Origin of the sequence: Pseudomonas vancouverensis, assembly GCF_004348895.1 — a bacterium.
In the GTDB taxonomy this organism is placed as follows: Bacteria; Pseudomonadota; Gammaproteobacteria; order Pseudomonadales; family Pseudomonadaceae; genus Aquipseudomonas; species Aquipseudomonas vancouverensis.
Window position 1 is genome coordinate 88,589 of sequence record NZ_RRZK01000012.1, and the last position, 21,274, is coordinate 109,862.

At 61.5% G+C, this 21,274-nt stretch carries 17 protein-coding genes; 1 reads left to right on the forward strand and 16 read right to left on the reverse strand.

Going from position 1 to position 21,274, the window contains the following annotated elements; genetic code table 11:
* Positions 1-83: 83 nt before the first annotated feature.
* Genes EIY72_RS12360 through arnB form a run of 9 tightly spaced genes read right to left on the reverse strand, consistent with a single transcriptional unit; the run spans position 84 to position 10,487 of the window.
* The gene (locus EIY72_RS12360; RefSeq protein ID WP_093221504.1) at positions 84-1,685 is read right to left on the reverse strand and encodes an ArnT family glycosyltransferase; all 1,602 of its coding nucleotides are present in this window, start codon (positions 1,683-1,685) and stop codon (positions 84-86) included.
* A gap of 4 nt (positions 1,686-1,689) precedes the next feature.
* The gene (locus EIY72_RS12365) at positions 1,690-3,069 is read right to left on the reverse strand and encodes a UDP-glucose dehydrogenase family protein (protein WP_093221498.1); all 1,380 of its coding nucleotides are present in this window, start codon (positions 3,067-3,069) and stop codon (positions 1,690-1,692) included.
* Positions 3,066-3,467 (reverse strand): 4-amino-4-deoxy-L-arabinose-phosphoundecaprenol flippase subunit ArnF, encoded by a 402-nt coding sequence (gene arnF, locus EIY72_RS12370; RefSeq protein ID WP_093221493.1) that lies wholly within the window; start codon positions 3,465-3,467, stop codon positions 3,066-3,068. Before arnF ends, EIY72_RS12365 begins: the two co-directional genes overlap by 4 nt.
* Positions 3,464-3,808, reverse strand: a complete 345-nt coding sequence (arnE, locus tag EIY72_RS12375) for a 4-amino-4-deoxy-L-arabinose-phosphoundecaprenol flippase subunit ArnE (protein ID WP_093221488.1) — start codon at positions 3,806-3,808, stop codon at positions 3,464-3,466. Before arnE ends, arnF begins: the two co-directional genes overlap by 4 nt.
* Positions 3,805-5,454, reverse strand: a complete 1,650-nt coding sequence (gene arnT / locus EIY72_RS12380; RefSeq protein ID WP_093221484.1) for a lipid IV(A) 4-amino-4-deoxy-L-arabinosyltransferase — start codon at positions 5,452-5,454, stop codon at positions 3,805-3,807. Before arnT ends, arnE begins: the two co-directional genes overlap by 4 nt.
* Entirely contained in the window at positions 5,451-6,335 is an 885-nt protein-coding gene (gene arnD, locus EIY72_RS12385) for a 4-deoxy-4-formamido-L-arabinose-phosphoundecaprenol deformylase (RefSeq protein WP_093221479.1), read from the reverse strand. The genes arnT and arnD overlap by 4 nt, the downstream gene beginning before the upstream one ends.
* Positions 6,335-8,326 carry a bifunctional UDP-4-amino-4-deoxy-L-arabinose formyltransferase/UDP-glucuronic acid oxidase ArnA gene (arnA, locus tag EIY72_RS12390; RefSeq protein ID WP_093221474.1) on the reverse strand — a complete coding sequence of 664 codons (1,992 nt, stop codon included), beginning with the start codon at positions 8,324-8,326 and terminating at the stop codon, positions 6,335-6,337. Before arnA ends, arnD begins: the two co-directional genes overlap by 1 nt.
* Entirely contained in the window at positions 8,323-9,342 is a 1,020-nt protein-coding gene (arnC, locus tag EIY72_RS12395) for an undecaprenyl-phosphate 4-deoxy-4-formamido-L-arabinose transferase (RefSeq protein WP_093221469.1), read from the reverse strand. Before arnC ends, arnA begins: the two co-directional genes overlap by 4 nt.
* Positions 9,339-10,487: a UDP-4-amino-4-deoxy-L-arabinose aminotransferase gene (gene arnB / locus EIY72_RS12400; protein ID WP_093221464.1), complete on the reverse strand. Its 1,149-nt coding sequence runs from the start codon at positions 10,485-10,487 to the stop codon at positions 9,339-9,341. Before arnB ends, arnC begins: the two co-directional genes overlap by 4 nt.
* 447 nt (positions 10,488-10,934) lie before the next feature.
* Here arnB and EIY72_RS12405 point away from each other — a divergent pair, with 447 nt between their 5' ends.
* On the forward strand, positions 10,935-11,819 hold the full coding sequence (locus EIY72_RS12405) for a site-specific integrase (protein WP_093221460.1): 885 nt from the start codon (positions 10,935-10,937) through the stop codon (positions 11,817-11,819).
* 10 nt (positions 11,820-11,829) lie between these two features.
* Here EIY72_RS12405 and EIY72_RS12410 read toward each other — a convergent pair whose 3' ends face one another.
* The 7 genes from EIY72_RS12410 to EIY72_RS12440 all read right to left on the reverse strand — a co-directional run bounded on the left by EIY72_RS12410 (position 11,830) and on the right by EIY72_RS12440 (position 21,200).
* Positions 11,830-12,897, reverse strand: coding sequence for an ABC transporter ATP-binding protein (locus tag EIY72_RS12410; protein ID WP_093221456.1), 1,068 nt, complete (start codon positions 12,895-12,897; stop codon positions 11,830-11,832).
* The gene (locus EIY72_RS12415) at positions 12,894-14,492 is read right to left on the reverse strand and encodes an ABC transporter permease (protein WP_093230544.1); all 1,599 of its coding nucleotides are present in this window, start codon (positions 14,490-14,492) and stop codon (positions 12,894-12,896) included. Before EIY72_RS12415 ends, EIY72_RS12410 begins: the two co-directional genes overlap by 4 nt.
* A gap of 3 nt (positions 14,493-14,495) precedes the next feature.
* Positions 14,496-15,509, reverse strand: a complete 1,014-nt coding sequence (locus tag EIY72_RS12420; protein ID WP_093221450.1) for an iron ABC transporter substrate-binding protein — start codon at positions 15,507-15,509, stop codon at positions 14,496-14,498.
* 196 nt (positions 15,510-15,705) lie between these two features.
* Positions 15,706-16,461, reverse strand: a complete 756-nt coding sequence (locus tag EIY72_RS12425; RefSeq protein WP_093221444.1) for an ABC transporter ATP-binding protein — start codon at positions 16,459-16,461, stop codon at positions 15,706-15,708.
* The gene (locus EIY72_RS12430; protein ID WP_093221437.1) at positions 16,455-17,516 is read right to left on the reverse strand and encodes a FecCD family ABC transporter permease; all 1,062 of its coding nucleotides are present in this window, start codon (positions 17,514-17,516) and stop codon (positions 16,455-16,457) included. Before EIY72_RS12430 ends, EIY72_RS12425 begins: the two co-directional genes overlap by 7 nt.
* Positions 17,513-18,631, reverse strand: coding sequence for an ABC transporter substrate-binding protein (locus EIY72_RS12435; RefSeq protein ID WP_371315398.1), 1,119 nt, complete (start codon positions 18,629-18,631; stop codon positions 17,513-17,515). The genes EIY72_RS12430 and EIY72_RS12435 overlap by 4 nt, the downstream gene beginning before the upstream one ends.
* A gap of 136 nt (positions 18,632-18,767) precedes the next feature.
* Positions 18,768-21,200: a TonB-dependent receptor gene (locus EIY72_RS12440; protein ID WP_093221427.1), complete on the reverse strand. Its 2,433-nt coding sequence runs from the start codon at positions 21,198-21,200 to the stop codon at positions 18,768-18,770.
* Between the last annotated feature and the right edge of the window lie 74 nt (positions 21,201-21,274).

A 21,274-nucleotide genomic window follows, 5' to 3' on the forward strand; every position in this document is an offset into this window, starting at 1 on the left:
CAACCGATGCCGTTTTTATCGGCATGGCACGACGTCGGTGTCAGGCTGCTACTTTAGCAGCAGCCTGACATTCACAGCAGTGGTCATGAGCCCTGTTTCAGGTGCAGCAGTACAAAATCATTCTTGTCGAAACGACCGCTCAGCACCGGTGGCAAGGCGCCGAATGCGGTGCCTTGCAGGGCGTCGTAGACGTTGCGGTCCATCATCAACCAGGCCGGCCCCTTGAGGTTCTCCAGTTGCAGAGTGTCGTAGGTGAATACCGGTTTCAGGTCCTGCTTGATGTTGACCATGAACTTGATGGCCTTGGCGTCCTTACCCATCTGGTGCATCACCAGTGGCGCGGGCTCTTTCTCGATAAGTTCGAACGCCGCCTGGCTGAAGGTCCGGGTATCGTACAGTTCGCGTTGAACGGGTTCGAACTGCAAAATATAAAACGACCACAGCGCGAGCACTGCACAAGCGGCCAGCACCTGCGCCCGCCAGTCACGCCAGCGCGGCTGGAGCAACACCGTCAGGGCAGCCGCTTGCAGCAGGCTGAGGATGACGAAAAGGGAAGGGAGGTGTGTCACTTCATCAGGGAATTTGTGGCGCAGCACCAGCAAACCGACCATCAGCGAGCCGGGAATCAGCAGGCACAGGGCCTGTATCAATCCCCGCAGCCAGGCGAACAGGCGACCTTCAGCGGCCTGGAATGGATAGGCCGCGACAATTGCCGCCATCGGCAACATGGGCAGTACGTAGCGGGCTTTCTTCGCCTGGGGAATGGACAGGCCGATCATCACGATGAGACCTGCGGCCACGCAATACATCACCAAGCGCGATGCCGGTCCGGTATCCCGAGGGCGGCTCAAGGCCATGGCAATTAATGCCAACACGGCCAGCGGCCAGGCCAACGCATAGTTGCCCACTGAACTGGTGAAGTAATACAGCAAATCACCGCTGCCTTCGCTGCCATCCATGCGTCCCATGAACTGCATGCGAATCACGTCCTGCAGGAATCCCGGCCCGCCACTGACATCCGCCAGCCACAACATCAGCCCGATGCATCCGGCCAGCAACGCCGAAGCCAACAGGCCAAAGACCAACAGGCGGCGCCACTGAAGCTCTATCAGTAGATAGCTGCAAAGTACTCCCGTAGGAATCACCAGGCCGATAGGTCCCCGAATCCAGAAACCGAGTACCAGCAGGGCGAAGATCATCACCCAGCGACGCCGCGCGGCGAAATGGTCGGCAGCGTAGCCCAGGTAAAACACGGCGAAGGTCACGGCGGCGAGCATCAGGTCCAGCGAGACGGCGCGGGTTTCAGTGATGAAGGTATTGGTCAGCAGCAGCAAGGCGATGCTCAGCAACGCCCAGCGTGTGGAGTAGGGCGCCAGCAGGCGGTACATCAAGGTAACGATGACCGCTGCGGCGATGGCGCTCGGCAACCAGGCGGTCAGGCTGGAGACCTGGCCGAACGGTAGCGAGAGCACCCAGATGAACAGTGTGGAAAGCCCGGAATAATCTGCGTAGGGCTCGCCGTAGGTCGTGGGGAAAAACGACGGGCCATTGCGCAGCATTTCCTGGGCGAACAGCACGAAACGCGAGTCGAAACCGATCGCCGCCTGGTGATAGACCCCTGCGCAAAACAACAAGAGCGCCAACAACCCCAGCGCGAGGGACTGATGACGGATGCGAGGGGCCATGATGTCAGGCCACCACTGCGTCGCTGGACCATTGCTGGTACGGAATCGGCAACTTGCTCGATTCACCGCGGCCCATCGGGAAGTAGGTGAAACCGCTACGTGCCAGGCGATCGGCATCGAACAGGTTGCGCCCGTCGAAAATCACCGGGGCCTTCAAGCGTTGTTGCAGCAGGTCGAAGTCCGGTGCCTTGAACTGTTGCCATTCGGTGCAGATGATCAGCGCGTCAGCTTCGGTCAGCACCGATTCCGGCGTGCCCATGAGCATCAGCTTCGACTCATTGGGGTAGAGTTTTTGGGTTTCCTGCATCGCCTCTGGGTCGTACGCCCGTACGTTGGCGCCTGCGGCAAACAGCGATTCAAGCAGCACGCGGCTTGGGGCATCGCGCATGTCATCGGTGTTCGGTTTGAAGGCCAGGCCCCACAAAGCGAAGGTCTTGCCGCGCAGGTCACCTTTGTAGAACGCCTTGATGCGTTCGAACAGCTTGTGTTTCTGCCGCTCGTTGATGGCCTCGACGGCTTGCAGCAAGTCGCTGGAACAGTGGGCTTCTTCAGCGCTGTGGATCAGGGCGCGCATGTCCTTGGGGAAACACGAACCACCGTAGCCGCAGCCCGGGTAGATGAAGTGGTAGCCGATACGCGAGTCGGCACCGATGCCCAGGCGCACCGATTCGATGTCGGCGCCCAGGTGTTCGGCCAGTTCGGCGATCTGGTTGATGAAGCTGATCTTGGTCGCCAGCATGCAGTTGGCGGCGTACTTGGTCAGCTCGGCACTGCGCAGGTCCATGAACATGATGCGATCATGGTTGCGGTTGAACGGGGCGTACAGGTCGCGCATGACGTCGCGCACTTCCTCACGCTCGCAACCGACCACGATCCGGTCCGGACGGCGGCAGTCGGAAACGGCCGAGCCTTCCTTGAGGAATTCGGGGTTGGAGACGATATCGAACTGCAGCTGGCGGCCGGCCGCCAGCAGGCACTTGTCGATGTGCGCGCGCAGGGCGTCACCGGTGCCGACCGGGACGGTGGATTTTTCCACCAGGATCGCCGGTTCCTCACGGTGACGGGCCACCGCGTCGCCTACCGACATCACATAACGCAAGTCTGCCGAACCATCGTCCCGCGACGGGGTGCCGACGGCAATGAACAGCACCTCGCCATGCTGCACCGCGAATTTTTCATCGCTGGTGAAACTCAGGCGCTTGCTGTCCAGGCCTTCACGTACCAGGCTGGCCAGTCCAGGCTCGAAAATACTCACGTGGCCCTGCTTGAGCAGTTCCACTTTTTTCTCGTCGACGTCCATGCACACCACGTCGTGGCCCACTTCTGCCAGCACCGCGGCCTGCACCAGGCCTACATAACCACTACCAAACACACTGATTTTCATGGAGCACTCCTTAATTCGGGCGCACGAGCAGATCGAGAATTGATGGTGATAACGCCGAGGATGACCAGTGCCACCCCAAGGCTTTTGGAAAGACTGAAGGCTTCGTTGAACACCGGCAGGCTCGCGGCCAGCAGGTACACCAGCGCGTAGCTGATGCTCAACAGCGAGTAGGCCCGGCCCAATGGCAGATCGCGCAGGGCGAACAGCCAGCAGAGCATCGACATGGCGTAAGCCAGGATTGCGGCGAAAACCACCGCCACGGCGCCCAGGTCGATGGGGGCTGTGAGCCATTGCTCAGGAGACGGCAGGTGACTCATGCTCCAGCGCATGCCCAGTTGGGCGGCGCTGACCAGTCCGACGCTGCCCAGGGCAAAGCAGATTCCACGCCGTACGTTCATGCGTGCTGCCCCAGCAAAGCCACACCACCGATCACCAGCGCGACGCCGAACCAGTGGCGCCGGTCGATGGTTTCGTGGAATACAAAGCGCGCTACCAGGGTGATCAGCACGAAGTTCAAACTCAGCATCGGGTAGGCGACGCCGACTTCCAGGCGCTGCAGTACCAGCAACCACACCAGCAGGCCCATGCCCAGGCACGCCAGTGCCAGCCACAACCAGGGCGAACGTAGCTTGTCCGCCCAGCCCGATGGTTGGTCGCGCCAGCTTTCAACAGCGTACTTCTGGGCGATCTGGCCCATGCAGGTCAGCAGGCAGGCAACCAGGAGCAATAGCAGGCTCATGGTGCCGCCTGAGGGATGATCAGAATCACCAGATTGCCTTGTTCGTAGCGCTTGCCGTCTTTGGGCAATTGCTCAAGTTCGTGCAGTTCGTCGTCACCCTTGACGCGCATGACCACACCCACCGAGCCTTGCTGGCGGGCGTCCTGCATCCACTGCTGGATCTGATCCGGATCGATGCGCTGCTTGAGCGAATCAGGATAGGCAAGGCCATATTTCAATTCGCCAATGGTGTTGTAAAAAGCCACCTCAGGTCGCTTCAAACGCCACGACAGCGCAGACGCGGCACCCAGGTCGTTGCTCAGCAACTTGCCGGTTTGGCCAAGTTCCTGCGCGTGGTCGAGGATGAACTGGTCAGGCATTTTGTTGGCGACCACCGAGTTGGGCAGGCCGGCCGGCACCAGGCCAATGAACAACAGGCTGCCGAAGGCTGGCGCGGCCCAGCATTGCAAAGGGCGGAACGCCTGCAACAGGTTGGCCATGATCCAGCCGATCAGCGCGATGAACACCAGCACCAGGTTGTGCAGCTCATGGTCATAGACCGGTTTTTTCAGTTGCAGGTAAACCAGTGCAATGAGGGTGATTACCCCGAGCGCCAGGTTAAGCAGGCCGTTGATGCCCAGAACACGACCCTGTTCCAGCTTCAGGCGGTCGGCCAGCGCGTGACCGAGCAACAGCGCCAGCGGCAACAGGCACGGCAGAATGTAGGCCGGCAGCTTGCCTTTGCTCAGGCTGAAGAAGAACAGTGGCATGCACAGCCACAGCAGCAGGAAAGCGACATTGGACTGGCGACGGGTCTGCCAGGCTTGCTTGAGTGCCGGCGGCAGCATCGCCACCCATGGCATGCTGAACGCCACCAGCAACGGCAGGTAATACCACCACGGCGCATCATGTTGTGCATCGTCCCCGGCAAAACGACGGATATGTTCGTGCCAAAAGAAGAAACGCCAGTAATCCGGTTCATGGCTGTGCACCGCCAGGACCCACGGCAGGCTCACCGCAACGGCCACGACAATCGCAACCGGGCCATACACCAGCAGTTCGCGCCAGCGTTTTTGCCAGAGCATCCACGGCAGGGCGATCAGCACCGGCAGCAGCCAGGCGAGGAAGCCCTTGGTCATGAAACCCATGCCACAGGCCAGGCCCAGCACCGCCCAGCCCGTCAGGCGTTGGCCGCGAGCAGTGCTGTCGAGGGCAAACCACAGGGCCACCAGGCTCAAGTTGACCCAAAAGGTGAACTGCGGATCGAGGTTGGCATAACCGGCGGAACCGGCAATCACCGTGAAGCTCATGTACAGCATCGCGCAGACGAAGCTCTTGCGCGGCTCGTTCCACATGCGCCGGGCGACGAGATAGCACAGCAATACGCTGAGCATGGTGCTCAAGGCCGAGGCAAAACGAACGCCGAACAGGTTCTGCCCAAACAGCGCCTGGCCGAGGGCGATCATCCAGTAACCCGCCGCCGGTTTTTCGAAGTAGCGGATACCCATGAAATGCGGTGACGCCCAATCGCCGCTCAGCAGCATGCCCTGGCTGATCTGGGCGTAACGGGTTTCATCGGGAATCCACAGACCGTGACTGCCCAGCGGCAGCAGGTAGGCCAGCGCCATCAGCGCAAGGAGGAACGGCAATGCCCAGCGTTTGCTCATGCCCCTTGTACTCCCAGCCAGCCTTCACGGCCTTCGAGCGCACCGCGCACGACACGGCCCATCGGCAAACTGCCAGGTGACTCGGGGAGCAAGTCGCCCAAGGGTTGGAAATGGATGCCACGCTGACGCGCTTCGCTCAGCAGTTGGCGGAAATCATTGGCCATCAGAATCCCTTCTACTTCGGCATGGATCGTGTAGACGTTGAGTTTTTCCGGCGCAAACCGGTTCAGGATGAAGCTGTTGAAGTCTTTGGCGGCGACAGTCGGCCCGACCACTTCATCGAAGGTCGGCAAATCCACCGGAATCTGCGGTGCACCCGCTTGACCGTTGGCCAATCGCGGTTGAAACAGGCTCTGGCCACGGCAATCGCTGTTGTAGCGGAAGCCGAAACCTTGTTTGGCCTCGATCACGCGCTCGTCGGCACGCCAGCCTGCCACAGCGGAACACTCGACTTTCTCACCGAGAATGTCGCTGAGGGTGTCGACACCCTTGCGGATCTGTTCGATCAGTTGAGCATCGCTCCAGCGTCCGGCATTGGCTTGCCAGCCATGGTGATCCCAGGTGTGCAGGCCGACTTCGTGCCCGGCATCCCGGGCCTGACGCATCAAGTGCCCCAGGTCACGCCCGATCAACTTGCCCGGCCAGGCGGTGCCGGCCAGCAGAATGTCCCAGCCATACAGGCCTGCGGCATTGGAACGGAGCATTTTCCAGAGGAACTGAGGACGGATGAGGCGCCATAAATGGCGCCCCATGTTGTCCGGTCCGACACTGAAGAAAAACGTCGCCTTGACCTGTGCTTCATCAAGGATTTCCAGGAGCCGGGGCACCCCTTCACGGGTGCCTCGGTAGGTATCGACATCGATCCGGAGTCCTGCCTGCATCAACGCTTGTCCGCGATTTCGAGCATGGCTTCACGCAAGAAGAAGTCCAGGGTGTTGCCGATGGTTTCGCGCATTTCCACCGTCGGTTCCCAGTTCAGCAGGCGCTTGGCGTTGGCGATGCTTGGCTTGCGGTGCGACACGTCCTGATAGCCGGTGCCGTAGAACGCCTTGCTCTCGATGTCGCGGAAACCGGCGAACGGAGGGAAGTTGGCGCGCAGCGGGTGAGCTTCGAACTGACGCAGCAGCTCTTCGCCCAGTTGACGGATGCTGGCTTCGTTTTCCGGGTTGCCGATGTTGATGATCTGGCCGTTGCAGACATCGTTATCGTTGTCGATGATCCGCGCCAGGGCTTCAACACCGTCGGCGATGTCGGTGAAGCAACGTTTTTGCTCGCCACCGTCGAACAGGCGAATAGGCGTACCTTCCACCAGGTTCAGGATCAGCTGGGTAATGGCGCGGGAGCTGCCGATACGGGCCGAGTCCAGACGGTCCAGACGTGGACCCATCCAGTTGAACGGACGGAACAGCGTGAAGTTCAGGCCTTTCTGGCCGTAGGCCCAGATCACGCGGTCAAGCAGTTGCTTGGACACCGAGTAGATCCAGCGCTGCTTGTTGATCGGACCGACGATCAGGTTGGAGTTGTCTTCGTCGAAGTTGTTGTCCTGGCACATGCCATAGACTTCCGACGTCGACGGGAAGATCACGCGCTTGTTGTACTTGACGCAGTAGCGAACCAGTTTCAGGTTTTCTTCGAAGTCCAGTTCGAATACGCGCAGCGGGTTGCGGGTGTACTCGATTGGCGTGGCGATGGCCACCAGCGGCAGGACCACGTCGCACTTCTTGATGTGGTACTCGATCCACTCGGAGTGGATGCTGATGTCGCCTTCGACGAAGTGGAAGTTCGGGTGGCTGCGCAGGCGCTCGATGGCGTCCGAACCGATGTCCAGGCCGTACACTTCGTAGCGGTCGTCACGCAGCAGACGCTCGGACAGGTGGTTGCCGATGAAGCCGTTGACGCCGAGGATCAGCACGCGGGTGCGGCGTGGTGCACGGCCGGACTCGGCACCGCGCAGCACGGAACCGTCCACCAGGCCCAGCTCGTTGGCCAGTTGTGGGCCGCTCAGGTACAGGCCGTTGTCGTTGCGCTGGCCGGCGTTGATGATCAGCGAGTCCTCACCGCAGGCAATGCGCAGCGGGTCGACGCTGATCACACGGCCAGGTGCCAGACCTTCGTTGCCCTTGGCGACTTCAGCGCTCCAGACAATCAGCTTGTGCTCGCCCACGGCGCAGAACGCGCCCGGGTAAGGCTGGGTCACGGCACGGACCAGGTTGAACAGTTGCTCGGCCGGTTTGGCCCAGACCAGTTTGCCGTCCGCCGGGGTGCGACGACCGAACACGGTGGCCTTCGATTCGTCTTGCGCGGTTTCGCTGACCTTGCCTTGCAGCAGGGCAGGCAGGGTGTCGCGCAGCAGGTCGGAGGCAGCCGAACGCAATTTGCCATGCAGGCTCAGGGCGGTATCACTGCGCTCGATGGCGACTTTCTGCTGGGCCAGGATGGCGCCGGCGTCGGCACGCTTGACCATGCGGTGCAGGGTCACGCCGGTTTCGGTTTCGCCGTTGACCAGCACCCAGTTGGCCGGTGCGCGACCACGGTAGCGTGGCAGCAGCGAACCGTGCAGGTTGAACGCGCCTTTGCGGGCAGTGGCCAACAGCGGCTCGCTGAGCAGGTTGCGGTAGTAGAAGGAGAAAATGTAGTCCGGGTCGAGCTTGGCGATACGCTCGATCCACAGCGGGTGGTTGGCGTCTTCCGGCGCATGCACGGCAATGCCGTGGCGCGCGCACAGTTGCGCAACCGAGCCATAGAAGGCGTTCTCTTTCGGATCATCGGCGTGGGTGAACACCGCAGCGATTTCATAACCGGCGGTCAGCAGGGATTCGATGCCGGCACAGCCAATATCGTGGTAGGCGAAGACAACAGCTTTTGCGCTCATGAAGGAACCTGATCAGAAGGAGTGGAAGTTAGGCCGTCGACAGTGACAACGGGAGCAGGAGTGGTGGGCTGGCTACGCAGCACCTTTTCAATAAAGAAGCGCGGACGTGCGCGCACGTCGCTGTACATGCGGCCCAGGTATTCACCCAACAGGCCCATGCCGATGAACTGGCCACCGGTGAACACGAACAGCACGGCGAACAGCACGAAGGTGCCGCCGCCGGCCCAATGGGCGCCGAACACCAGGCGCAGCAGGACCAGGGCAACGGCGAACAGCACACCGAGTCCGGCCATGGCGAAACCGACAATGCTCAGCAAGCGCAACGGCGTGGTGGTCATGCAGGTGATCAAGTCAAACATCAGGTTGACCAGACGCATCGGGCTGTACTTGGAATCGCCGTGTTCACGCTCGGCGTGGGTCACGAGGATTTCCGTGGTGTGGCGGGCAAAGCTGTTGGCCAGGATCGGAATGAAGGTGCTGCGCTCACGGCAGGCCAGCATCGCATCGACAATGGTGCGGCGGTAAGCGCGCAACATGCAGCCGTAGTCGCTCATGGCAACGCCTGTGGAGCGCTGCACGGCGAGGTTGATCAACTTCGATGGCCAGCGACGCAGGGCCGAGTCCTGGCGGTTGTTACGCACCGTGGCGACCACGTCATAGCCCTTTTCCGCCTCGGCCACCAGTCGCGGAATTTCTTCCGGCGGGTTCTGCAGGTCGGCATCCAGGGTGATGACCACATCGCCCTTGCACTGTTCGAAACCGGCCATGATCGCTGCGTGCTGACCGTAGTTGCGGTTGAGGATCACCGCCACGATCGGGCTGCCTTCGCGAGAGGCGGCGTCTTCGAGCATCTGCGCGGAGTCGTCACGGCTGCCGTCGTCCACCAGTACGATTTCGTAAGGATGACTCAACTGTGCGCAGGCCGCTTCGGTACGGCGCAGCAGCTCCGGGAGACTTTCCTGTTCGTTGTAGACCGGAATGACGATCGACACGAAGTTGATTGGGTAGGGTTTCAAAGGCTTCTGTCCATGCAGTTTTCAATGGCTCCCACGACACGCTCGACATCGTCGCTGGTCATGTCGGGGAACAATGGGATCGAACACAGCCGCGCCGAATTCCATTCGGTGTTGGGCAGGTAGAGATTGGGGTAACGCTGACGGTAGTAGGTGTGCAGGTGTGTGGCAATGAAATGGATGCCGGTGCCGATGTTCTGCTCCTGCAGGGCTTTCATGAACGCCTCGCGATCCAGTCCGCAGCGTTCGGCATCGATGCGCAGGATGAACAGGTGCCAGGCGTGCTGTTGCGCATAGGTCGGCACGGCCAATGGTTGCACCGGCAAACCTTCCAGGCGCTGCAGGTAGGTCTGGGCCAGTTGCGTGCGCTTGGCGTTGATCTCGTCCAGACGCTCCAGTTGCACCAGGGCAATGGCGGCGTTGATGTCGGCCAGGTTGTATTTGAAACCTGGCTCGACCACCTGGGCCTGCGGTTTGCGGCCATGGGTCAGGCGGTCGTAGGCATCGACGCCCAGGCCGTGGAACTTGAGCATGCGCACGCGGGAGGCCAGGGCCTCGTCGTCGCTGACGAACATCGCGCCTTCGGCGCAGGTCATGTTCTTGATCGCATGGAACGAAAAAATCGCCGTGCCCTTGGCGCCGACGTGACGACCCTTGTAGAGCGTACCGGCAGCGTGGGCGGCGTCTTCGATCACGGCAATGCCGTGTTTGTCGGCCAGCGCGTACAGCGGGTCGAGATCGAACGCGGCGCCGGCGTAATGCACCGGGATGATGGCTTTGGTCCGCGGGGTGATTGCCGCTTCGATGGTGGCCGCGTCGGTCATCAGGGTGTCGCGGTCAACGTCGACGAATACCGGAGTCGCGCCCAGCAAGGTGATCATGTTGGCGGTGGAGACCCAGGTCTGCGACGGGGTGATGACTTCGTCGCCCGGACCGATGCCCAGCGCCAATAAGGTGATATGCATGCCACCGGTAGCCGAAGACAAGGCAACGGCATGTCGGCAACCGACATAATCGGCGAACTGTTCTTCCAGTGCCTGGTTCTTTGGCCCGGTAGTGATCCAGCCGGAGCGCAATACCTGCTCGACGGCGGCAATTTCCTCGTCGCCGATGCTGGGGCGGGAGAAAGGGAGAAAAGCCTGACTCATGGGGACCTCGGGGCTCAAATCGAAAATAGCCTTTGAGGCTACAAATAGGATCCAAACGTCAGCTTAGACGCTAAATCAGAATCTGCATCAAATCAATCAGTTAGTTGATTGTGAGGCGAAAACTGCGCGGGTTGACTTTCTTCGCCTGGCTCGGCAGGTTGCATGTACATCAAGGTTTGCCAAGTGGGTGAGAGGTTATGCCCGATTTTGTGAAAGGAACATGAAAAACCGGTGGCCGAATCGTTTATCTGAGGGTTATTAAGCCGGTGTTCAGGCTTTGACCGTTTATCGCGATGCGGACAGGAATAGCCCTACAGACACTTCCTCTCTTGCATGGATGGCAAACCACCGCTTAGTTGTTTAATTGAATTGTTATCACCAAGGCCGTTTCGTTTGATTGACTTACCCGCAACTGATGCCCCCACGGGCACGACCAACCCGTTGTCGATGTACCTGGCCCGGCTGGCACCCTCCAGCCAGTTGACCCTGCGCTACGTGCTGCAAGACGCCGCTGACCGCCTGGGTTTCGAAGACAGCAATATTGAGGAGATTCCCTGGCATCACCTGCAACCGGAGGACGTGGTTGCACTGGTTGCAACCCTGCGCGCTGATGGTTATGCCCCCAATACGTCGTCCTTGTATGTCAACGGCGTACGCGGGGTGATGAACGAGGCCTGGCGCATGAGCCTGATCAGTCAGGAGCACCTGCTGAAAATGCGCTCGGTCAAGGGCATTGCCGGTACGCGGTTGTCCCAGGGGCGCAACCTGCGGCGCAGCCTGATTCAGGAACTGATGGCGGTCTGTGCCGCCGACCCGCGACCTCAAGGTCTGCGGGATGCGGCGATCATCGGGATTCTGTACGGTTCCGGCATGCGCAAATCCGAGTCGGTCAACCTCGACCTGAATCAGCTGGACTTTAGCGAACGCAGCCTGCGGGTGACTGCCAAGGGCAACAAGCAGTTGATCAAGTACGCTCCGGCCTGGGCCTTCGAGAAGCTCGACGCCTGGCTTCAGTTGCGCCGCTCGATGCTCAAGGAGGGCGAACAGGATGACGCGTTCCTGTTCAACCGTATCCGCCGTGGCAGCCACATCACCCGCGAGCGCATCACCAAGCATGCGATCTATTACATCGCCCGCCAGCGCGGTGCCCAGGTCGGTGTGAAAATCATGCCCCACGACTTCCGCCGTTCATTCATTACGCGGGTGATCGAGGAGCATGACCTGTCGATCGCGCAGAAGCTGGCCCACCACAGCAACATCCAGACCACCGCCAACTATGACGTGCGCGACGACAACGAGCGGCGCCGGGCGGTGGATCGTTTCGACCTTTGAGCCGCTGCGTTCAGGCCTCACCCAGCACATGGGCATGGCCGATGGTCGAGACTTGAACCGCACTGCCGGCCGGTGGCGCGTACATGCCGGAGCTGCGCACCAGCAGTGAGCGACCGGCGTTTTCGCCGGGCAATGGTTGCAGTTCCACGGTCAATGTGCAGGTGTTGCCGCTGAAGTCGCGATCGGTGACCACGGCGCGGCAGCCGGCGGCTTCCGCATCGCTGGGCAGGACGCTGACCAGTTGCAATTGCTCCGGCCGCAGCATGATGTTGGCCGCGCTGTTGTTGCGGTGATTGTTGACCGGTATGCGGCCCAGATCGCAATGGGCCCAGCCAGCCTCGATACGCGCCGGCATGACCACGGCATCGCCGAGGAACAGCGCAGTCTGTTCATCGCCGGGGTAGCGGTAAAGGTCCAGCGGATGGCCCGACTGCACCAGTCGCCCTTGGCGCATCACAGCCAACTGGTCGGCGAATGACAGCGCCTCACTTTGGTCGTGGGTGACCAGGATGGTGGTGACACCTGCATCTTCGAGCAGGCGCGCGACCATCTTGCGCATCGCGGCACGCAAGCCGGTGTCGAGGGCCGAGAAAGGCTCGTCGAGCAGCATCAGGCGCGGCTGCTGCGCCAATGCGCGGGCCAGGGCAACACGCTGTTGCTGGCCGCCGGAGAGTTCATGGGGCCAGCGCTCGGCCATTTTCGCGTCCAGGGAGACGCTGTCCATCAGTTCGGCGATGCGCTGCTGTTTTTCGCTGCCCTTGGTCGACAAGCCGAAGCCGATGTTGGCGGCAATGGTCATGTGCGGGAACAGTGCGCCATCCTGCGGCACATAGCCGATCAGGCGCTGGTGGGCCGGGACTTCATGGGTGCTGTCGACCAGTACCTGGCCATTGAGCGACAGGCGCCCGGAGTCCGGGAACTCGAAGCCGGCGATCATCCGCAGCAGGGTGGTCTTGCCGGAGCCGGAAGGTCCGACGATCACCGTGCGGCTGCCGCTGGGCACCGACAGGCTGACGTTGTCCAGGGCGCGGTGCGAACCGTAGGATTTGTAGAGGGCGTTCAGTTCGAGCGTATTCATCGACCCGCCGTTTTTTTCGATTGGTGATAAAGAAGTCCGGTCAACGGCAGCGACAGCAGCACCATCAACAGCGCGTAAGGCGCTGCGGCGGCGTAGTCGATTTCGCTGGTCATTGCCCAGAAGCCGGTGGCCAGGGTGCGGGTGCCGTTCGGCGCGAGCAGCAGGGTGGCGGTCAATTCATTGGTGATGGCCAGAAACACCAGGGCGGCCCCGGCAGCAGCACCGGGTGCGGCCAGGCGCAAGGTGATCAGCCATAGCGCCTGACTCGGTGAACGACCGAGGCTACGGGCAATGTTTTCCAGCTCCACCGGTGCCTGGGCGATGCCGGCGCGCAAACTGACCAGGGCGCGGGGCAGGAACATCAGCAAATAGGCGAGCAGTACGGTGAAGGTGGTCTGGTAAATCGGCCGGGCGAAGTGGATCGTGACCGTCACCAGCGCCAACGCGACGATGATCCCGGGCAGGGAGCTGGTGATGTAGTTGCAACTTTCCAGGACCCGCTGCATGCGACCGGGGTAACGAATCGACAACCAGGCAATCGGAATCGCCGCACAGGTGGTCAACGCCGCACCTGCCACGCCGAGCAGCAGGGTCTGTTGCAGTGCTGGCAACAACTCGCCGAGATCCCAAGCTTGCGTGCCGCCGGCAATCAGCCACTTGCCCAAGGTAATCAAGGGCACGCCGAGGGCGAGGGCGCAGGTGATGATTTGCAAGCCCAGGGACAGCACAGTCGAGGCAGGCGTCAGCAGAACAATGCGTTGCTCGCGGGCACTGCCGGAGCCGACCCTTGCATAACGCGCCGAACCGCGGGCTGCCGACTCGGCCGTCAGCATCGCCAGGCACAACAGGGCCAGGACGCTCGCCAGCATGTGCGCAGCCGCGCCGTTGAAGGTCGATTTGAACTGATCGAAGATCGCCGTGGTGAAGGTGTCGAAGCGAATCATCGCGTACAGGCCGTATTCCGCCAGCAGATGCAAACCGACCAGCAGCGCACCGCCGCAAATGGCCAGGCGCAGTTGTGGCAACACCACGCGGAAAAACACCGCCCAGGGCTTCAGGCCCATGGACTCGCCCACGTCTTCGATGGCCGGATCGAGCCGACGCAAAGTCGCCGCCACCGGCAAGTACAGAAAGGGGAAGTAGGCGATCACCGAGACCAGCACCCCGGCAAACAAGCCGTGAATCGGCGGTACCAGACTGACCCAGGCATAGCTGTGGACGAATGCGGGAACGGCCAGCGGTGCGGTGGCAAGCAGCGACCACCAGCGTCGTCCTGGGAGGTTGGTGCGTTCAGTCAGCCAGGCCAGCGTCACCCCCAGCACGATGCACAGGGGGATCGTCAGCAGCACCAGCAACAGGGTGTTGATCATCAACTCGGCGACCCGCGGGCGGAACACCAGGGTGACCACGGTTGACCAGCCGGTCTGCAACGACACGCCGAGGACGTAGGCAATCGGCAGCAGTGCCAGTAACGAAACCAGCACCGACAAGCTGATCACCCACACACCACCACGCCCCGAAAAGACACCTCGGGGACGGCGACGCAAATGTGCGGGTATCGCCTCGGCGACACCCGCAGGCAGGGTTTCAGGCATCAATTAGAGCAGTCCGGCCTGTGTCATCAGCTCAACGGCTTTTTTACTGTCGAGTTTCGACGCGTCGACGGTCGGCGCATCGAGCTGCTGCAAAGGAACCAGTTTAGGGTTGGATTCAGCGCCCTTGCCAACGGCGTACTCAAACGACTTGCCGTTCTTCAGGACAGCCTGACCTTCTTTGCCGGTAATGTACTTGAGGAACGCCTGGGCCTGTTCCTTGTGCTTGCTCGACGCCAGGATGCCGCCACCGGAGATGCTGACAAAGGCACCCGGGTCCTTGTGTTTGAAGTAGTGCAGGGCGGTGTTCTTGCTGTTTTCGCCAGTCTTGGACTGATCGACGAAGAAGTAATAGTGGTAGATCACGCCGCTTTCGATCTGCCCGGCATTCACCGCCTTGAGCACCGAGCTGTTGCCACGGTATGCGGTGAAGTTGGTTTTCATTGCCTTGAGCCATTCCAGTGTGGCGGCTTCGCCCTTTTGCTGCAGGATCGCGGCAACGATCGCCTGGAAGTCGGCACCGCCTGGCGATGCGGCCCAGCGACCTTTCCAGCTCGGGTCAGCGAGGTCCATGATCGATTTCGGCAGGTTCTGTTCCGACAGCTTGCTCGGGTTGTAGACGAACACCGTGGAGCGGGCGGCGATGCCGACCCATTTGCCGTTAGCCGGGCGGTAGGCCGGATCGAGCTGGTCCTGAGTGGCTTTGTCGACCGGGGCGAACAGGCCGGCGTTGTCGACCAACACCATGGCCGGGGAGTTTTCCGTCAGGAACACATCGGCCGGTGAGGCGGCACCTTCCTGCACGATCTGATTGCCCATCTCGGTGTCATCGCCGTTGCGCAGCGTGACCGGAATGCCGGTTTCCTGAGTAAAACCCTCGACCCAGGTTTTGGTCAGGCCTTCGTGCTGGGCGTTGTAGACCACCAGGCCAACGGCGTCATCTGCGTAGACGTGGCCTGCACTGAGCAGCGCAGTGGCCAGCAGGGCTTTTTTCAGGAACGAAGGGATTTTCGGGATCATGCTCGGGGCGGCTCCTGGGATTTTTTATGAGTGTCAGGCGCATGCAAGCGCGCTTGAACCAATGCGAATCATTTGCATGTTTTAAAGTGCAGCGAATGTAGAAGGCCAAATGAGAAAATAACGTCAAAAAAACCGTTAATACATGTCATTGCCATTCAGATTAGCAGCCTTGCGTCCAATAGGAACCTGACGCGGATCAAACGACGTTGTCGATCAGCACATGGCGCATGCCGCGACTGCATTTTTCGATGCGCGCCTGGACCCCGTAGACATCCCGCAGCATGGGCACATTGATCACTTCGTCGCAGGGACCGCTGCCCTGGGTCGTGCCGTTGGCGATGACCAGCACCTGATCGGCAAAACGCAGCGCCTGGTTGAGGTCGTGGAGGGCGATGAACACGATGACCCTGCGTTCCCGCGCCAGTTTACCCATGAAACCGAGCACCTGGACCTGGCGGTTCATGTCCAGTGCGCTGGTCGGTTCGTCCATCAACAGGACTTCCGGCTCGCGTACCAGTGTCTGGGCGATCGACACCAGTTGCTGCTGGCCGCCACTGAGTTCACCGAGGTTGCGAAAGGATAGACCGCTGATTCCCAGCGCGCCGAGGATCTGGTCCACCATTTTGAGCTCGTCTTCGTGCACGGCCCAGCCGGGCGTCAGTTGTTTGCGCGCCAGCAATACCGACTCATAGACCGTCAGGCGCGCACTGGCATTCAGGCCCTGGGGCATGTAGCAGATACCCTTCAGACCTTTTTCCGAACCTTGCAGGTTGACCCGACCAGGGCCTTCGATCAGCCCGGCCATGCGTTTGAACAGCGTCGACTTGCCTGCCGCGTTCGGCCCGACCACCGCCACCACCTGGCCGCCGCTGAAGGTGGCGGTGGTGACGGCAGAAAGGACGTCGCGCTGTCCGTAGCGGGCGCCAAGGTTTTCCAGCTGAATCTTCACCATGAGTTTTTCTTTCCGCCGAGGATCAGGGATATAAAGAACGGCACGCCGATCAATGAAGTGACCACGCCTATGGGGAAGATCGCCCCGGGTATCAGGGTTTTGCTGACCACCGAACTGCCCGACAGGATCAAGGCGCCGGTCAGGAGCGAAGCCGGCAGGAAGAAGCGTTGGTCTTCACCGATGAGCATACGGGCAATGTGCGGGCCGACCAGCCCGATAAAGCCGATGGTGCCGACAAAGGCCACCGGGAACGAGGCCAGCAGGCTGACCATGATCAGCGTCTGAAAACGCAGGCTGCGCACGTTGATGCCGAAGCTCGCCGCTTTGTCGTCGCCCAGGCGCAAGGCGGTCAGGGCCCAGGCGCGTCGGGCGAAGATCGGCAGGGTGATGAGGATCACCCCACAGATGATCCCGAGTTTTGGCCAGGTGGCTTTGGTCAGGCTGCCCATGGTCCAGAACACCACGGCGGCGACGGCTTGCTCGGTGGCGAAAAACTGCACCAGCGCCAACAGCGCGTTGAAGGTGAACACCAGGGCAATGCCCAGCAGCACGATGGTTTCCGAGGTCACGCCACGGCGCATGCTGAGGAAGTGAATCAACAGCGCCGACAGCATCGCCATGACAAAGGCATTGGCCGGCACCATGTATTGCGCCGCCAACGGGAACATCGCCACGCCAAAGGCCAGACCCATGGCCGCGCCGAAACTGGCCGCGGCGGAAATGCCCAGGGTGAACGGGCTGGCGAGCGGGTTGTTGAGGATGGTCTGCATCTGTGCGCCGGCCAGCGACAAGGCCGCGCCAACTGCCACGGCCATCAAGGCCACCGGCAGGCGGATGTCCCACATTACCACGCGGACTTGGGGCGGTGCGCTGTCGGGGCTAAACAACGCACCCAGCACTTCACTCAGGCTGTAGCTGGCCGGCCCCAAGGCCAGGTCCAGCAGTACGCTGCACACCAGCAGGACGCCGAGCGCTGCGAGGATAAGGCGTTTACGCAGCACCAGATGGCGATAGGTGTCGCGCTGCAATACTTGAACATCGCCCAGGGAACTCATGGCGCCACCTGCTTCAGGCTGACCGAGTAGCCGGGTTGGTAAGGGACGGGCAGGAAGCGCTCATGAAACTCGCGAAACGAGGCATCCGGATCCAGATCGGCAAACAATTGCGGATGAAACCATTTGGCGAATTGCTGGATGGCAAAAAACTGATACGGGCTGTTGTAGAACTGATGCCAGATCCCGTGAAAGGCTTGGCTGTCCTGGGCCTTGATGCCGGTATACGCGGGACGCGCGGTGTACCAGGCCAGTTTGCGCCGAGCCTCGTTCAGGTCGGCGCCGGGACCGACACCGACCCAATGCCCGCCCGGCGCAAACGCCTGCCAGTTGGCGCTGGTGATCACCACTTGATCAGGATTGGCGACCACCACCTGTTCGGCATTCAACTGGCCAAAGGTGTTGGGGATGATGCCCTTGGCAATGTTGTCGCCACCGGCCAACTCGACGAAACGACCGAAATTCTCGTCACCGAAACTCAGGCAGCAATCGTCGGTGTAGCCGCCAATGCGCTCGATGAACACCTTCGGCCGTGGCGGCTGGTGCGCGGCGATCACGTCGGTGACGCGGCGAATTTGCTGGTTGCGGTAGGCGATGAAGGCTTCGGCGCGATCTTCCTTGCGGAATAACTGCCCGAACAGACGCATGGTCGGCTCGGTGTTCTGCATCGGGTTGTTGCGAAAGTCGACGTAGACCACCGGGATGCCCAGCGCGTCCAGCTTCTCGATATAGCGTGCGTCTTCGGTGGCGTGCTGGGCTTCGATATTGAGAATGATCACGTCGGGTTGCTGGGAGATGGCCTGCTCGATGTCGAAGGTGCCGTCTTCAAAGCCGCCGAAGGTCGGGATCTGCGCAATGGCCGGAAACTGGCGCAGGTACGCGCCGTAGGTGTCCGGGTCCGACTGGATCAGGTCTTTGCGCCAGCCGACGATGCGCTGGATCGGGTTCTGCGTATCCAGTGCGGCGACCAGATACAACTGCCGGCCCTCTCCCAGTATGACCCGCCTGACGGGGATGTTGACCTTCACTTGACGCCCCAACAGGTCGGTGACGGTGACCGCTTGCGGGGACTGAGCACTGGCACTCGCGGGGCGTGATATCAGGAACAGGCCTGTCATGGCCAGCAGCACCGTCAGCAGTACGGTCAACAGCGCTGCGAAGGCAGGACGGCTTTGATAAGCAGCTTTCATGGGTGAAACCTTTTCATGCTGTCAGCGCGGACAACGGCAGCGACCGTTGTCCGCAACCAGGCTTTCAGAAGTCGACCGTGGCCGACAGTTGCAGGGTGCGCGGTGAGCCTTGGGAGAACGCCCCGTAGGAGGCGACGCCGGACCAGTACTCGCGGTCGAACACGTTCTGCACGGTGGCGCGGAACGTGGTCGGGCGCTCGGCGATGCGCGTGGCATAACGGGCACCGACGTCGAAGCGGGTCCAGGGGTCGAGCTCCTGGGTGTTGGCCTGGTTGACGTACTGGCGGCCGGTGTAGATCGCGCCGCTGGTCAGGGTCAGGCCCAAGTACCAGGGCAGGTCCCACTCCGCCCAGAGATTGGCCTGAACTTCAGGCACACCCACCGGTTTGTTGCCGCGATTGGCCGCCACGCTGGTGTCGGTCAGGTCGGCATCGAGCAGGGTCACGCCGCCGAGCAGGCGGGTGCCTTCGGCCACTTCGCCAAACACGTTCAGCTCGACACCACGGTTGCGTTGCTCGCCTTGCACCGAGAACACACCGTTGGCCAGCTCGCCGCTGGGTTTCTTGATCTGGAACAGGCTCAGGGTAGAAGTGAAAGTGCCGTAGTCGACCTTGACCCCGACTTCCTGCTGCCGGGAGATGTAGGGCGCGAAGATCTCGCCGGAGTTCGACGCCGTGGCCGGAGCGATGTCGCCTTTGCTCAGGCCTTCGATGTAGTTGTAGTACAGCGACACATGGTCCCAGGGTTTGACCACCACGCCGAACATCGGCGTGGTTTCGCTTTCGTCGTAGGAGGTGGTGACGTAACCGGCGGTGTTGTAGTTGTCGGACTGGATGTTCTGCTTGCGCACACCGACTGTGACCTGCACCCGCTCATCCAGCACCGACAGGGTATCGGCCAGGGCGACGCCAGACAGTTCGGTTTCCGAAACCTTCAGCGGATCAGGCGTGGCAATGTTCGGCTTGGGGCGATCGATCGGGTGGTAGATGTTCGACAGGATCGGCGCGCCGTTGATGATCGCCCGGGACAGTTCGTCGCGATAGCGGGTGACCTGCAGCGAGGTCGTGTGGCTGACCGGACCGGTGTCAAAGCGCAGGCGGGCACCGGCGTCGACCGTGTAACGCTCGACTTCGAACTTGTAATAGCCGGGAACCGAGGAGGTATCGCCCGCGCTGTTGAGGATGGTCGGTGTCTGGTCGGACATGCGCGACACATCGGACTTGCCGCCGCCGGCGTGGGCGAACACGGTCAAGGCGTCGTTCACATCATATTCACCGCTGAGCAGCGCCGACTTGTCGCGGGTTTCGGCCCAGCCCCATTCCTGGGTGACGTTGGTGCGACCGTTGGCGGCGGACGGGATGTCCACGCCCGAGGCGATCAGGAACGGACGCGACGGTGCATCGAACTCTTCCTTCTGACTGATCAGGTCCAGGGAGGTGCGCAAGCGTTCCCCTTGGTAATCGAAAGAGATGGAACCGATGTTGACGTCCCGGGACTGCTCGTCGATGGCGGTATCGCCACCCTGGGTGCTGCCGTTGATGCGCACGCCGAACTCGCGGTTTTCACCGAAACGCCGACTCAGATCGACATGGCCGCCGAACTGGGCGTTCATGGCATAGCTGGCGGTGAAGCGGGTCAGGTCCTCGTCCAGCGAGCGCTTGGGCACAACGTTGATCACACCGCCAACACCACTGTTGGGCGACATGCCGTAGAGCAGGGCGCCGGGGCCCTTGATCACTTCGATCCGCTCGGCGTATTCGGTGAACACCCGATAGTTGGGCGCCACGCCGTACACGCCGTCGAATGCCAGCTCGCCAAGGTTACCTTCACCGACAGGAAAGCCGCGAATGAAAAACGAGTCGACCACGCCCCCGGTCTGGCCGGTCGAACGCACCGAGGAATCGCGCTCCAGCACGTCGGCCACGGTGACCGCCTGCTGATCCTTGATCAGGGTCGAGGTGTAGTTACTGACGCTGAACGGTGCGTCCATCACATTGGTGTTGCCCAACAGCCCCAGCCGGCCGCCACGGGCGACCTGGCCACCGGGATAGACCGCCGGCAAGGCGCTGTTGCGGCCATCGGTTGCGCTGATGGTGGTTTCGCCGAGCACCAGACCGCCGGAGCCATCCGTCGCCTGCGCGGCCAGGGTGTAGCTGCCATCGCCGCGGGCAACCATGTCCAGGCCGCTGCCGGCCAGCAACTTGCTCGCTGCCTCCTGGGTTGTGTAGCTGCCGGACAGGCCGGCACTGGTCAGGCCATCGGTCAGCGACGGCTGGAAGGACAGGGCAATTCCGGCCTCCACGGCGAACTTCGAGAGGATGGTGCCCAGTGGGCCGGGGGCGATGTTGTAGCTGCGGGTCGCCGTGGCATCCAGCTGGGCGGGAACGGCGGCCAGCGCGACGGGGCTGGTGGCGGCAGTCAGGGCAAGGCTTAGCAGTGCGCTGCGGATCGCCAGTTTGAGCGAGCGATCCGAACGCAGAGGTCGTGCAACGAGCATGGAGTGATGACCCTTTCGACGAGGTTGAGAAGTGCTTCCTTCCTTGCCAGTCGAGATCGGAAAAAGTATCACCC

What these genes read in the sequence shown, in the direction of transcription:
- EIY72_RS12360 (WP_093221504.1), bottom strand. Translation starts at nt 1,685, where the DNA reads ATGGCCCCTCGCATCCGTCATCAGTCCCTCGCGCTGGGGTTGTTGGCG.
- EIY72_RS12365 (WP_093221498.1), bottom strand. Translation starts at nt 3,069, where the DNA reads ATGAAAATCAGTGTGTTTGGTAGTGGTTATGTAGGCCTGGTGCAGGCC.
- arnF (WP_093221493.1), bottom strand. Translation starts at nt 3,467, where the DNA reads ATGAACGTACGGCGTGGAATCTGCTTTGCCCTGGGCAGCGTCGGACTG.
- arnE (WP_093221488.1), bottom strand. Translation starts at nt 3,808, where the DNA reads ATGAGCCTGCTATTGCTCCTGGTTGCCTGCCTGCTGACCTGCATGGGC.
- arnT (WP_093221484.1), bottom strand. Translation starts at nt 5,454, where the DNA reads ATGAGCAAACGCTGGGCATTGCCGTTCCTCCTTGCGCTGATGGCGCTG.
- arnD (WP_093221479.1), bottom strand. Translation starts at nt 6,335, where the DNA reads ATGCAGGCAGGACTCCGGATCGATGTCGATACCTACCGAGGCACCCGT.
- arnA (WP_093221474.1), bottom strand. Translation starts at nt 8,326, where the DNA reads ATGAGCGCAAAAGCTGTTGTCTTCGCCTACCACGATATTGGCTGTGCC.
- arnB (WP_093221464.1), bottom strand. Translation starts at nt 10,487, where the DNA reads ATGAGTCAGGCTTTTCTCCCTTTCTCCCGCCCCAGCATCGGCGACGAG.
- EIY72_RS12405 (WP_093221460.1), top strand. Translation starts at nt 10,935, where the DNA reads ATGTACCTGGCCCGGCTGGCACCCTCCAGCCAGTTGACCCTGCGCTAC.
- EIY72_RS12410 (WP_093221456.1), bottom strand. Translation starts at nt 12,897, where the DNA reads ATGAATACGCTCGAACTGAACGCCCTCTACAAATCCTACGGTTCGCAC.
- EIY72_RS12415 (WP_093230544.1), bottom strand. Translation starts at nt 14,492, where the DNA reads ATGCCTGAAACCCTGCCTGCGGGTGTCGCCGAGGCGATACCCGCACAT.
- EIY72_RS12420 (WP_093221450.1), bottom strand. Translation starts at nt 15,509, where the DNA reads ATGATCCCGAAAATCCCTTCGTTCCTGAAAAAAGCCCTGCTGGCCACT.
- EIY72_RS12425 (WP_093221444.1), bottom strand. Translation starts at nt 16,461, where the DNA reads ATGGTGAAGATTCAGCTGGAAAACCTTGGCGCCCGCTACGGACAGCGC.
- EIY72_RS12430 (WP_093221437.1), bottom strand. Translation starts at nt 17,516, where the DNA reads ATGAGTTCCCTGGGCGATGTTCAAGTATTGCAGCGCGACACCTATCGC.
- EIY72_RS12435 (WP_371315398.1), bottom strand. Translation starts at nt 18,631, where the DNA reads ATGACAGGCCTGTTCCTGATATCACGCCCCGCGAGTGCCAGTGCTCAG.
- EIY72_RS12440 (WP_093221427.1), bottom strand. Translation starts at nt 21,200, where the DNA reads ATGCTCGTTGCACGACCTCTGCGTTCGGATCGCTCGCTCAAACTGGCG.